Below are 14,664 nucleotides of genomic sequence, written 5' to 3' on the forward strand. Positions count from 1 at the left end.
TGGTTTGGATTAAAGGAAATACGAAAAAAAGGAGCTGCCTCGATAATTTTGAGAGCTCCTTTTTTGTAATATCAACAACTCTCCTCAAAGGAGAGAAATTCACAAATGGTTAAGCAACAATCTTGCTGCGCAAAGTACGCACCAAGTCGCGAATGCTGTTGAACTGCTCTTCGGTAATGCCTCCTTCGATTGAATCGAAAACAGTACGAATGGGAGTCAAATCGGTCAACACATCCTGCACATCGGTACTGGCAGCATCTTTGGTCATGATGTCCATCAAGTCTTTAAGCGTTGCTCTTTGATCCATCACAATTTTCACCATCTCCTTATTGTTATAAGTATCTTCAGAGATGTGTGTTGCAATGTAAAGCGCCTCAATCCAACTGCCGGCCATCACGATAGACGATACACCTGCGCGGTCATTGTTCTGCAAATAAGCATAAGTGTTGTAAAATGAATCGGTAATCAGTTTCACCAATGCATCTTTGTTATCAGCATTTTGCTCTACTTTATCGATGATATCGGGATCGATGGCCGCAGCAATATTTAACTCCTCAATCAATCGTTTAGAGGCGGTCATATAATCAAGCGTCTCCTGTTTTTGACGATAGGTACTGGCATAACTCAAATCGGCACCATAAACACCAAGGTTTAAAGCCTGACTCTTTTCAGTCATGTATTTGGTGGCATTAGAAGCCGGATTTGACAACGTGAGAATATAAGCTGCACCAATGCGATTAAGCATTTCGGTCACTTCATAAGAAGTGGGTAACGGATACACCACATCTTTCACCTTGTTTTCAATCACTTTTTTCTCGTCGGCCGACTTTTGACGATTGCAATTGCATGATGTGCCCAACACCATCAAAAGTGCTGTGCCTGAAACGGTAATGCCCTTTAAATATGCTCTCATGATAATGAATCTCTTTTAGTTTTTACAAATATAGGTGCTAATTTGAAACATTCTAATGAATGAGGTTTTAAATTTAATGGAATTGTTACCATCTGAGATCTTTTTTTTTGCTTGCATTCTAAAAAAAATTAAGGTGTGCGTAAATTTGTGATGACTGTCCTGCCATGTTCAGAATGACTCGACAGAATATTGGTGAAATCAATGGGAGTTCTGTCAATTTGCGGTTACTTCCGAAGATTTAAAAAAAGCTCTTAGTCAAATTAAAGTTTTTCGTTAATTTGTTAAAAGCAGAACCTTTTCGGTCTTCCTTTAAAAAGCCTTAAAGCGTTACCACCTACTGAAACACCAACATGGGCATCATACTGAAATACACGCTTATAACTACACTTTGGCTCACAGCCTTGATGGCCAATGCCGAACTGACCAACAACATGTTTGACATCAGACACCTGGGATATTCGGAAGGGCTCAGCAGTCAACGGGTATTTTCCATCGTCGAAGACCAGAACAGTGCCATTTGGGTAGCCACAAAAATTGGCATAGACCGATACAATGGTCAGGTGGTGAAAAGTTATACCCTCCCTGGAAATCTTTTCCATGGTGAAATGGCGGGTCGCAAGCTACGATTACTGTACCACCCTAACGGCGGGCTTTGGGCCTACGATCATACCGGCAGAATTTTTCAATACTCATCCAAAGACGATGCCTTTGAACAGAAGCTTTCGTTGGGTGAAGCCATTGGAGGAGAAATCATCCTCAACAAAGTATTCATGGACAGCATGGGCAGTTTATGGATGGGGTTGAGCAAGGGGCTGTATAAAAAAGAAAAAAACGGCAGCATCATTACCGTTTTGGCCAATCAGTATGTGAATGACATTGTGGCCGATTCAGAGTCAATATATGTAGGCACATCCACAGGGGTGGTGCAACTCGCTCCAAACCAGGAGCCCAAATGGCTGGTGAGGGATAAGGATGTCCAAAGCCTTTACTGCCAACATGTCAACCGGGAACTTTGGATTGGTACCTTCAACAGCGGCCTGTGGGTATTGATGCTTAACAATGACATCTTACTGCCATTGAAAGGGCAAAGCACCGGCTTTTTGAACCCCATACGCGCCATCACCGCATACAATGACCAAACCTTACTGGTAGGGATTGATGGTGGCGGTGTTTACACGGTCGACATGCAATCGAAGGAACCCCATTTGCTAATGAGCACGGAAGATAGCACCGACATTCACCTGAGAGGGAACGGTATTTATGCCGTCACCACCGACCGTCAGGGAAATATATGGATTGGCAGCTATTCAGGCGGCGTTTCGGTGGCCATTCGTTCCAGTTATTCCACCCGTATATTAAAACACGTAAAAGGAAGTCATCATTCGTTAGCCAACAACAACATCAACAGCATTGAAGAAAGTAGCAATGGTGAACTTTGGTTTACCACCGACAACGGCATCAGCATTTTAAATGAAAGAACCAACACCTGGCAGCATGTGCTGGAAGGAACCGTAGTGGTGACCCTTTGCCGCGCCCCAAACGGTAATATTTGGGCAGGCACATACGGCGATGGCGTATACCTGCTGAATCAAAAAGGACAACCGCTTCAACATCTGACCCAACAGCAAGGGGCACTCACCACCAACTACATTTTCTCCATCAGGCAGGACATCGATGGTGATATATGGGTGGGAGGTCACAACGGCTGGTTGATGCTGCTCGACAAAGAGGGGCGACACAAGCAAACTTTCGACATCAAATGGATTCATTCCATCGAGATTGTTGCCCGCAACCAGGTAGCTGTTGCCACCGTTAATGGGTTTTATTTGGTAAACAAGTCTGCCAACACCATAAAACGTTACGCCTCTTTTCCCGAATTTCAACATCAAAATGCCAGCACCTACATTATTTCGATGTTATTTAACCAAGACCAAACCGTTTGGTTGGGAACCGAAGGCGGTGGCTTAATTCTATACAATCTCAACACCGGCGCGACCAAAACTTTTACAACCGGCGATGGCTTGCCCTCGGACGATGTTTACAGTGTGCAAAAAGATGACCAGGGGCGCTTGTGGATGAGCACCGGCAAGGGCTTGGCGCTCATGGAAAACCACGACATATCGAACCTTAATTACCTGGGCGACATAGACAAAGAATACAATAAATCGTCCTTTGCAAGGCTTTCCGACGGACGCTTCGCCTATGGCAGCACCGATGGGGCAGTGCTTGTAAAGCCAGAAGCCATTGGCCAAACCAACTATGGGGCACCCCTTCGCTTAACCGGACTGAACATCGATGATCTTGAGGCAGAAAAAGAGAAGAGCATGCTGCCAAACATTTACGACATGCTGGCGAAAGGAGTCGTCGAGTTACCCTACCGATACAACTCTTTTGCCATCCACTTCGAATCGATCAATCACCGCTTTCAGCGCGACATCAGCTACCAGCACATCCTTGAAGGCTACGACAAGACATGGAGCAATTCGTCGGCCGATGGCATCCTTCGTTACACCAATGTCGCTCCCGGTACCTACCTGTTAAAAGTCCGCAATTTGCGTCGAAGCAATGGAGCGATGATTGAAGAAAAAACGCTCTTGCTAACCGTGGCACAACCGTGGTGGAACAGCTGGTGGGCTTGGATATTATATCTTACTTTGGCAGGCACCATTCTCTATTACACTTTTCGCTATAACAGCAATAAGCTTGAAAAGAAACACGACGAAGACAAAATCAAATTCTTCATCAATACCGCTCACGACATCCGCACACCGGTCACCCTTATTATGGCACCATTGGAAGACCTTGGTAGGGTGGCTGGGCTCAATGACAAAGCCCAATATTACCTCAACCTGGCACGCAACCACACGCAAAAGCTGCACTCGCTCATCACCCAATTGCTCGAATTTGAGAAGGTAGACACCACCATGCAAAAAGCGAGCCTGTACCCACTGAATATCAACAGCATCCTCACGGAAGAAACGGTCAGCTTTCAGCCCTACTGCGACAGTAAGCAGGTGTATTTAAATTTAAACCTGCCCCACGAGGAAGTTGGCATCAGGGGGGATCGGCAAATGCTGGGCATGCTGCTCGACAACCTGCTGTCTAATGCCTGTAAATACACGCCATCACAGGGCGAAGTCACAATGGGATTAACCGCCACCAAACGAAAAGCCATCATAACGGTGAGAGACAACGGCATCGGCATCCCCAAAAAAGCACACAAATATCTGTTTAAGAAAGTCTATCGGGCCGAAAATGCCCAAAAGACACAAGAAGTAGGAACCGGATTCGGATTACTGCAGATATCCCGCATCGTTAAGATAATGGGTGGACAAATCAAGGTTCACTCAGAGGAGAACAAGGGAAGCACTTTTACCATCATCCTGCCAAGAACTTACGATCAGCCCAGTGAAATACAGGATACTACAACCGTCACTCCACCCCGATCAACCGGATTTTTACCCGTCACCCAATCGGAACAGCCGGTGCTAACGAATAACATTGGTGAACAACCCAAAGAAACCCTGCTCATTGTAGAAGACAACGAGACGCTCCGCTATTACCTTCGCCAGACTTTTGACGCTGAATTTCGGGTGATTGACGTTGCCAACGGTCAGGAAGCACTGGACAGCCTCAGCCACGAATACCCCGATCTGATTCTTTCAGATGTGATGATGCCCGGCCTGCAAGGCGATGAGCTTTGTCGCATGATCAAGGAAAATCCCGAAACGACAGGCATCCCCTTTGTATTGCTCACCGCCAAAGCCAATCACGATGCCACCGTAGAAGGGCTGAAGAAGGGTGCAGATGACTACATTCCCAAACCCTTTAGCACCGAAATCCTAAAGCTGAAAGTGCAAGGCCTGATTGAGAACAGAAAAAGGCAAAGGGAATTTTTCATGCGAGAAGCCCTTCGACAGGTCGGAAAAGACCTTTTGATCGGTGATAAAGAGTCACAACAAACAAGTGAAAGTGTACCAACCTTGTCTGAAAACGATCGCAATTTTGTTGAGCGCGCCACTCATTTGGTTCTCAATAACATCAGCAACACCGACTTCACCATCGACGCACTCTGCCGCGAAATGGCCATGAGTCGCACCCTGTTTTACAATCGCCTAAAATCGCTCACCGGTAAAAGTCCCCAGGAGTTTATTCGCCTCATTCGGCTTCAAAAAGCCGCTGAGATGTTAAAAAATGGTAAAGGCGCAACCGAAACTGCGATGGATTGTGGATTTGTAAATCCCAAGTATTTCAGTTCGCTGTTTAAGCAACATTTTGGGGTGCAGCCCAGCAAATACAAATAACAGAGGCCTTTCCACACCTCATGCTCTCCGTTTTTTCATTTCATAAATGATAGCTTTCAAACCTTGTTTGTCAGCTATCAAACCCTCCTTTTAACATTAGTTAGGAAATTTGTGCCATCCTCAATTCTCATGAGGAGAATGGCTTAGCTATGCTTACAGATTTCACACACTAAAACAAATGGAAACATGAGGAGGTTATTGACATTATTAATTATCACAAGCAGTTTCATCCAACAGGCTTGCTCCAAAGAAGAGGGAAATCCTCCACTCGAGGAGCAGCAGGAAACTCATCGGTTCATGGATGATTTCGACGTTTTCGATGAAAAAGTATGGACCAAAGAAACACACGCGCCGGGCTGGGTGAATCAGGAACTGCAGGCCTACCAACCCGCCAACGTAACCGTCGGAACCGACAATGGCAAATCGGTGCTCATTCTGACGGCCGAACGCTACGGCGACAAAATCTACTCGGGCCGTGTCAACAGTCAGGGGAAATTCAATTTTAAGTTTGGTCGCATCGAAGCCAGCATCAAACTACCCAAAACAGCCAATGGTTTATGGCCGGCCTTTTGGATGATGGGTGACAACGACAAACAATGGCCTGCCTGCGGCGAAATTGACATTTTGGAAATGGGCGAACGCCAGGGCATTGCCAACAACACACAGGAAACCTATTACAACACGGCCATCCATTACGGCGCCGATTTGGCATCGCACCGTCAGGAGTACCACTCGGCCAATTTCATCCACAGCTTGCAGGATGGTGCTTACCATACCTATTCACTGGAGTGGACCGAGAACAACCTCATCATCAGCATCGACGGGGTGAAATTCAAAACATTTGACATCAGCCCATTGAGTGGTCGTCACGAATATTTCCAAGGTCCCTGCTTCATTCTCTTCAATTTAGCAGTGGGTGGCGCCTTTCCATACATTCACGACCTCAGTGAACTGACTGCCTTGAAAGACGGCGAAAAAGCATATATGTACATCGATTGGGTAAAAGTCTATTAATAGCGACAAGATCTATGAAAGTAAGTAAATTAAAAAACGTATTGTTCTGCGGAACAATGATGCTCACCTTGTTGGGAAGTCCCCAGCAACTGAGTGCATCTTTAAATGAGAACCTCCAACTTCAACAAAAAGAGAGAAAGGTTTCAGGAACAGTAAGCGACGCTCAGGGGCCGATACCCGGCATCACCCTGGTTGAAAAGGAAAATCCCTCAAACGGCACCATCAGCGACATGAACGGTCGCTTTTCGCTGAACATTCCCGCCGGGTCTACACTTATTGTGAGAGCCATTGGCTATAAAAATCAGGAAATCGTGATCAGCGACACCCAAGAGATCCTCAACATCGTGCTGGAAGAAGACAACATGGTTCTCGACGACGTAGTGGTGACGGCTTTGGGGATCAAAAGAGAACGCAAAGCCCTGGGCTATGGTCTGGAGGAAGTCGCAGGGGAAGCCCTGACCAAGGCAGGAGAGTCAAACGTCATCAACTCCATGGCCGGACGCGTGGCCGGTTTGGTGGTGAGCCAGACAGCTGGCGGCCCTTCCGGTTCGACCCGTGTGATTCTGCGGGGTAGTACTGAGATGACCGGCAACAACCAACCGCTGTATGTGATTGACGGTGTGCCCTTGGACAATACCAATTACGGCAGCGCAGGAACCAACGGAGGCTACGATTTGGGGGATGGCGTTTCGAGCATCAACCCCGACGACATCGAAAATATGTCAGTGCTCAAAGGCCCTGCTGCATCGGCACTTTACGGTAGTCGTGCCAGCCATGGTGTCATCCTCATCACCACAAAAAAAGCCAGTGGCAAGGAGCAATTCAGCGTGGAGTACAATGGAACGCTGACCTTTGACACTCAGTTGGCCAAATGGGACGACATCCAGCAGACATACGGAATGGGCAGCTCAGGCACTTATAGCATTGATGCGGTATCCAACACCAACAAAAGCTGGGGGCCGAGAGCCGACGGTGGCAACATGCTTCGTTACTACGATGGTGTTGAGCGTCCCTACCTCATTGTCCCTGACAATACATCAAGTTTTTTCCGTACCGGTCATACGGCTACCAACTCAGCCATTGTCAATGCCAAAAGCGGCAACACAGGCGTGCGATTCACCCTGACCGACATGCGCAACAACGACATTGTGCCGGAGACATTTATGAGCCGCGATGTATTTAACCTGCGTACCAACACCACTTTGGGCAAGGTCGATTTGGACTTTAGCGCCAACTACACCTTTGAAGATGTTAAAAACCGTCCGGCATTGGGCGACAGCAAATCAAACATCGGCAAAAACCTGATGACCCTGGCCACCACTTACGACCAAAACTGGTTGAAAACCTACGAAGACGAAGCCGGCAACTATGCCAACTGGAACGGCATGGATCCCTACAACGTGAACCCCTACTGGGACATCTACAAAAACTACAACAAGTCGCACAAAGATCTGTTCCGTCTCAACGGCAAGGTGCTCTGGAACCTCAACGACCACCTGAAACTGCAGGGCACTGTGGGGACAGAACTCAACTGGTTTGAGTTCAACGACTTTAAAGCACCCACTACCCCCGGTTATGAGGCAGGTCGCCTGCAAAACAGTAACTACCGCAACAGCATGTACAACGTAGAAATGCTGGCACTGTACAATAACGCCTGGGGCGATTTCGACTTCAACGCAACGCTGGGTGGAAACATGTACAAGGTCGAGAATCTCACCACGGTGGTGACTGCGCAGGACATGCAAATTCGTGATGTGGTGGCACTGATGAGTTTCAACGAAAGCAGCATCAATCAATACAGCTACCGCAAACAAATCAGTTCAGCATTCGGGTCAGTCAACTTAGGTTGGCGACGCATGCTGTACATGGATGCCACACTGCGTACCGACCAGTCGTCGACCCTCCCTGCTTCCAACAACGTGTACACCTATCCCTCGCTATCGGGAAGCTTTGTGTTTTCCGAATTGCTGCAGTTGGGTAACTCCCTGCCTTACGCAAAAGTTCGTCTTTCGTGGGCTCAGGTGGGTAGCGATACCGACCCTTACCAGTTGGGGCTGGTTTACCGAAAATCAAATCTCAGCTACCCGGGTCAAACCATCGGTTTCATCGACAATAACACCATTCCCAACAAGGAATTGAAGCCCACCATCACCAACTCCTTTGAAGCGGGTTTAGAACTGAAATTCTTAAACAACCGCATGGGGCTTGACATGACCTATTACACCCAAATCAGTGAGAATCAAATCATGGGCATGGCCACGTCATGGACCTCGGGTTACAACTACCGACTGATTAACGCCGGCGAAATTGAAAACAAAGGGATTGAAATCTCCCTCAACACCCGTCCGATTCAAACAGACGACTTCTCGTGGGATGTAAACTTGAACTTTGCCCAAAACAGCAACGTCGTTAAAAAGCTGGTTGACGACATGGATATGATTGAGCTTGAAAAAGCAGCCTGGCTCGATGTGCAGGTCGCTGCCATGGTGGGCGAAAACTTCGGTTCCATTGTGGGGCCTGACTTCATGCGCAATGAAAGCGGCGATGTGCTAATTGACTCCAAAACCGGTTTGCCTCAATACGATAAGAGCAACCACGTGCTGGGCAACGCCTCGTGGGACTGGACCGGCGGTTTGGGAACCACCCTTACCTATAAAAATCTCAGCCTGTGGGCATTGTTTGATGTGAAGGTGGGAGGCGACCTCTACTCCATGTCGGCACGCGCTGCACACGAGTCGGGTAAAGACAAAGCCACCCTGGCCGGACGCGAAGAATGGTACAAATCGGAAGAAGCCCGTCAGGCAGCCGGTGTTGCCAAGGGCGACCAGTGGACTCCCACCGGCGGTTATGTTGCGCCCGGGGTCATCGACAATGGCGACGGCACCTATCGACCCAACGACATTTACATCAATCCCGAAGACTACTGGATGAGCGTGAGCCGAAATGCCCCCTCTATGTTCATCTACGACAACTCCTACATCAAGTGTCGTGAGGTTTCATTGACATACAACGTGCCTACAACCCTGTTGAGAAATAAAGTCAAAGGATTGACCGTGTCGGCTGTGGCCCGAAATCCCTTCATCGTTTGGAAGAACATTCCCAACATCGACCCGGATTCGAACTACAACAACACCACCGGAATGGGAATGGAATATGGTTCCCTACCCTCGCGAAAAAGCTATGGTTTTAATGTCAATATTAAATTCTAAGCCGCGTACGGTTTTTCAATCCTGATACAATTCATCTCATTCAAAAAAAGACATGAAGACAATAAGACATCAGACAGATAGAAAAGACTGAAGAGAGCACATCTAAATATCTTTTTTCATCTCATCATCTGTCTAAAAATCTGATGTCTTCTTCTCTTAACCAAGTGAAATGGAATTCAAATAAAAAAACGAACATGAAATTCAGACAATATTATATCACAGTTTTATTGGTGGTTTCGGCGCTATTCATCGGCGGATGCAGCGATGAATACCTGGAGAACCTGAATACCGATCCATCCAAGGCCTCTACCATCGACCCCAACGCGCAGTTAACCACCGCGCAATTGCAAACGTATGGCGACCTTGGCATGGTCGAGATTTATCGCAACTACCTGTTTGCCTTCAATCAGCACCTGATGGGAGCCTGGAATACCACCAATTATGGTGGGCGGCACACCGTCGATAACAATGAAATGGGCCGCATCTGGACAAGTTTCTATACCAATGCCATCAAAAACCTCACCGATGGCATGGTACGCACAGCCGATGCCCCTGATAAAGTGAACATCCATTCTGCCTTGCGCATCTATCGGGTTTACATGATGTCGCTCATCACCGACATTTACGGCGATGCTCCCTACAGCGAAGCCGGCATGGGCTACCTCGACAGCAAATTCAATCCCCGTTACGACACCCAGCAAGAAATCTACAACGATTTCTTTACGGAACTGACGGCTGCCGTTGACGCTTTCGACAGCAGCAAAGACCGCATTACCGGTGATGTGATCTTTGATGGCAATATGGACAAATGGAAAAAACTGGCCAACTCACTCCGCCTGCGTTATGCCATGCGCATCTCCGATGTGGCGCCCGAAAAAGCGCAGGAAGAGTTTCAAAACGCCCTTCAGGCCGATGGCGGCGTGATGGGTAATGCCGACGAGGATGCACTCATTCGTTACCTGTCCATCGCCTTTAGCTTTGGACAAGAAGCCTACGCTGACTTCCGCGGTAATGCCCTCTCGCAAATCCTCTTTGGCAACGACCCGGCAAACAACCCCAGCTACCTGTGTGCCACCTTTTTCAACCAAATGCACAGCACCGGCGATCCCCGTACTTTCCGAATTGCACGTTGCTACTACGATGGCCTCATGAGTGCCACCAGTCCCGACAACCGCATCGACCTCACGCAGGAGATGATCGACAAAGGCATCGCCTTTCAACCCCGCGATCCGGGCGCCTACTCATGGGAGCCCTGGCCTGCAGGATATGAAAGCGACATTTTGAAAAAGCTGGCCGAAAGCAACCCCGCCATCAATCCGGCTGTTGCCCGCGAAACCGAACCCAAGTTGGCCAACAACTTCCTCAAAGGTAACAACCCGGGCGTGGTCATGACATCTGCCGAAGTGAAGTTCCTGTTGGCTGAAGCTTCGATCAAGGGCTGGAATATTGGTGGCAGCACTGCTGAAGAGCTGTACCGTCAAGGTGTTCGCGCTGCCATGGATTTCTTGTCGGACAACTACGGTTGCGAAGTGGTGACCGATGCGGAATTCAACACCTACATGGCCGCCAATGGCATCGGCTACACCGATGAAAAGAAAAAAGAAGCCATCAACACCCAGGCCTGGATGCTCCATTTTACCAATCCTACCGAAGGGTGGGCCAACCTGCGCCGCTCGGGCTACCCCCGACTGAAATCGCCGGCCGAATATGGCTTTGAGCAATTCCTTACAGGTGGTTCTGAAATACCGGTACGTTTGGGCTATCCCGTTTTGGAATCGTCATACAACAAGAAAAACTACGAGGAAGCACTGAGTCGTATGGGTAGTGCCAACAGTTGGAACACTCCTGTTTGGTGGGATGTCACAAAATAATTTTCAAAAAAATAGATCGGATGAAACGAGCCATGTCTAAATCTTCGACACACAGGAGCATGATTATTGACAAGTTTCGCCTGATCATTCAATAAAACAACACCCTTAAGTCCCCCTTTGGGGGATTAGGGGCTAAATCATAAACAGATGAAAAAACTTCAATATATGCTGATGGCCGTTCTGGCTTTGAGTTTATCCTTCACGGCCTGCACCGAGAAGGATCCCTTCGAGACCATCACAACGGAAGATGAACCCCGAATTCTTGACCCCATTTTTGCCAACGGCCAAAATGGACAACTGCCCCTGATTGCCGAAATCAACCGTGATGCCAACCTCACCATGGAGCTGGTGGTGACCCCCTCTGCTTACAGCACCGTCACCTGGCTGATTGATGGTTACGAAGTGCACAAGGGCACCGCCCTCAACATGAACCTGAAGGCAGGCACCTACCTCTTTAAAGTGTTGGTCACCACCAATGCCGGCAAAAGCACTTATCGCGAAGGAAACGTAAAAGTCAATCCATTGGCCGGCGACCCCTGGGCAACCGTGAAAGGTTTTGAACGTTTCATCATGCCGGGAAACAAGGCGGTGCTTTATGGCGACAACCTCAATGTGGTGAAAAACATTGTGATGGATGGAAAAACCATCAGCGACCTCACCTACATTGAAGACGCAAAAGGCAACCATATCGAATACACCGTTCCTGCCGATTTGAGCGAAGGGGTACACCGGGTGCTCCTGGTCGATGAAGGAGGTAACGACTACGGCGCCAACACCGTGACGGTAACCCGCTCGGTACTCGTGACCGAAGGTGCCAATCGTGCCAACCCCAACTCTGAATGGCGCATTGCCGGACTCAACATGGATCAAATCGCATCGCTGACCATCGCCGGTGAAACCATCACCAACTTCACCGGACAAACAGCCACCGAATTGGTTCTTACCAGTCCCAAGCTGGAAGCCGGCACCTACACATTGACCGGAAAAACCAGTGGCAACACCGATGTGCAATTCTACACTGCCGGAAGCGTCAAAGCCGAACTCACGGTCACCATTTCGTCAGAAACCGTTTTGTTTGATGGTCACCACTACGTATCCTGGGTTTTTGCCGATGGCAACCCCAACAAAACATTCAACCTGATTGGGAAAGATGTCTTTGCCACCATCTCGGCCGGCTCTACCCTCAGCATTCACTATTCGATAAAACCGGAAGATGCTGGTCGCGAGCTGCAAACCACCTCCGGATCGTGGACCAAACTACCGGGCACCGATGCCGTTATTTTGAATGAAGATGGCGTGGTGGATGTGGTTCTCACCCAGGAAGCCCTGGATCTGATTCAGGCTCAGGACGGGTTCCTTTACGTGGGTCACGGCTACTATGTTGACAAGGTAACGTTGAAATAAAGCTGTATTTGAATTCAAACCTCCCTAAGTAAAAAAGAGGCTGCCAAGTAATGAGGCAGTCTCTTTTTTTTGTCTACGCTACCGCGTGATGGCATCGCGTGGTAAGAAACATCAGCATCAAACCATGTGCAGCGATGGTGCGGCCGCAAAAAGGATGTGGGTGTAGAACTGTTTACAAATCAGCGCTGGCAGAGGTGAAATTTTCTGCCGTGGAAATTTATTTTCCACGGCAGAAAAACTTCCTTTCCTGCCGTGGAAAAAATTTTTCCACGCGTGCCGATTTTTTTTGCAGGGCAGGAAACGATTGTATGCCCAGGTTCCTCAACCCTCCACCGATGCATCATCCTCACAATCGCCCAAACATCCTGCAATCAAATCCAAAGCTTCCTGATTTTCGGTCAACACAAACAATTTGTCTCCTTCATTGATAACAGTAGATCCATGTGGGATAACATATCGCCCATCGCGAAACACAATGGCAATGTGAACAGTCGGAGGCAATCCCAATTCGACAATCTTTTTATCAACAGCCGGAGAAGAACGATTCACAACCACTTCCGTCAGACTGGACTTAATGGAGTCGTAAAGCAACTTATCAATAGGGGTTTGCATTTTTGACTTCATCGGGAGCGTGAGGCGCAACAGTCGGGCCACCAGCGAGAGTGACGTCCCCTGAATGAGAACCGAAGTGAGTGAGATAAAAAAAACGATGTTGAAAATCATGTATGCTTTCTCCACTCCGGCAATCAGGGGGTAAGTGGCAAACACAATGGGCACTGCCCCCCGCAAACCCACCCACGAGATGAACCACCGGCTGCGCTGCCGCATTTTAAAAAAATATAAACATATCCACACACTCAGTGGGCGAGCCACCAAAATGAGAAACACCGAAATCACCAACCCAATGCCAAGCACTGGCACAATCTCGCTTGGAAACACCAAAAGCCCCAACGTGAGAAACAACACAATTTGCATAAGCCAGGCAAAACTATCAAATGACTTGATGATCTTTTTCTTATGCATCAACTCCTGATTACCCAAATAAACGGCACATAAATAAATGGCCAAAAAACCGTTCCCCCCCACAAAGTCGGTAAACGAAAACGTGAAAAACATAATGGCGATCACCAGCACAATATACAATCCCTCATAATCGAGGCGGATACGATTAATCACATACTTACCCATCCTGCCAAACAGCAATCCCAGAGCCGTCCCGACAGAGAGCTGAATGAAAAATAATGGAACAATACTCCGCAAACCGGTTTCGGGGGTTAACACCAACCCGGTGAAAACAATGGTGAGCACATAAGCCATGGGGTCATTACTGCCACTCTCCAGCTCGAGGATGGGACGCAGGTTTCGTTTCAGAGCCAAACTCTTGGATCGAAGAATGGAAAACACCGCCGCCGAGTCGGTTGACGACACAATGGATCCCAACAACAATCCCTCGTAAATGGTAAAATCGGTCACCGCCCATACAAATGTGCCCACAGCACCGGCAGTCAACAAAACCCCCAGGGTTGATAAAACCACACCTTGCCACAGCACCGGCTGCACCACCTTCCAGTTGGTATCAAAACCTCCCGAAAACAAAATAAAATTAAGCGAGATTATGCCAATGAACTGAGCAATTTTGGGATTGTTAAAATGAATGCCGCCCAAGCCTTCCGAACCTGCCAGCATGCCTATGACCAAAAAGAAAATCAACACCGGCACCCCCGACTTATACGACGTTTTTCCGGCTATCAGCGATATAAACAGCAATATAGAGCCAATTAACAAACTGTTTTCTGTTGTCAGATTCATCCGTAATATCTTCAGGTTATTGTTGATCCATCATCAACCTTCACAAAACTAGGAAAAAAACGAACACGTGTCTCTATTTCCAGGATGAGGGTATAAATCGAACCATGAAATTATGCTTTCATCACATCTGATTAATTCCT

Annotated in this window: 7 protein-coding genes; 5 read left to right on the forward strand and 2 right to left on the reverse strand. The window is 48.0% G+C overall.

From position 1 onward, the window contains the following. Positions 1–109: 109 nt before the first annotated feature. The gene (locus tag LX69_RS04365) at positions 110–913 is read right to left on the reverse strand and encodes a hypothetical protein (RefSeq protein WP_111444605.1); all 804 of its coding nucleotides are present in this window, start codon (positions 911–913) and stop codon (positions 110–112) included. A 350-nt stretch (positions 914–1,263) separates the two neighbouring features. On the opposite strand from LX69_RS04365, the gene LX69_RS04370 reads away from it, so the two are divergent. The 5 genes from LX69_RS04370 (at position 1,264) to LX69_RS04390 (ending at position 12,715) form a co-directional block, all read left to right on the forward strand. Beyond that, complete coding sequence (locus tag LX69_RS04370; protein WP_245934935.1) at positions 1,264–5,217, forward strand: hybrid sensor histidine kinase/response regulator transcription factor; 3,954 nt, start codon at positions 1,264–1,266, stop codon at positions 5,215–5,217. 186 nt (positions 5,218–5,403) lie between these two features. Next, the gene (locus LX69_RS04375) at positions 5,404–6,231 is read left to right on the forward strand and encodes a glycoside hydrolase family 16 protein (protein WP_111444606.1); all 828 of its coding nucleotides are present in this window, start codon (positions 5,404–5,406) and stop codon (positions 6,229–6,231) included. A gap of 14 nt (positions 6,232–6,245) precedes the next feature. Beyond that, a complete protein-coding gene (locus tag LX69_RS04380; protein WP_111444607.1) occupies positions 6,246–9,440 on the forward strand; it encodes a SusC/RagA family TonB-linked outer membrane protein in 3,195 nt (1,064 codons plus the stop codon). 194 nt (positions 9,441–9,634) lie between these two features. Then, positions 9,635–11,311, forward strand: coding sequence for a SusD/RagB family nutrient-binding outer membrane lipoprotein (locus tag LX69_RS04385; RefSeq protein WP_111444608.1), 1,677 nt, complete (start codon positions 9,635–9,637; stop codon positions 11,309–11,311). 147 nt (positions 11,312–11,458) lie between these two features. Beyond that, positions 11,459–12,715, forward strand: coding sequence for a hypothetical protein (locus LX69_RS04390; RefSeq protein ID WP_111444609.1), 1,257 nt, complete (start codon positions 11,459–11,461; stop codon positions 12,713–12,715). A 321-nt stretch (positions 12,716–13,036) separates the two neighbouring features. Here LX69_RS04390 and LX69_RS04395 read toward each other — a convergent pair whose 3' ends face one another. Then, positions 13,037–14,524 carry a potassium/proton antiporter gene (locus LX69_RS04395; protein WP_111444610.1) on the reverse strand — a complete coding sequence of 496 codons (1,488 nt, stop codon included), beginning with the start codon at positions 14,522–14,524 and terminating at the stop codon, positions 13,037–13,039. Between the last annotated feature and the right edge of the window lie 140 nt (positions 14,525–14,664).

The sequence above is a fragment of the Breznakibacter xylanolyticus genome (assembly GCF_003254275.1).
In the GTDB taxonomy this organism is placed as follows: Bacteria; Bacteroidota; Bacteroidia; order Bacteroidales; family Marinilabiliaceae; genus Breznakibacter; species Breznakibacter xylanolyticus.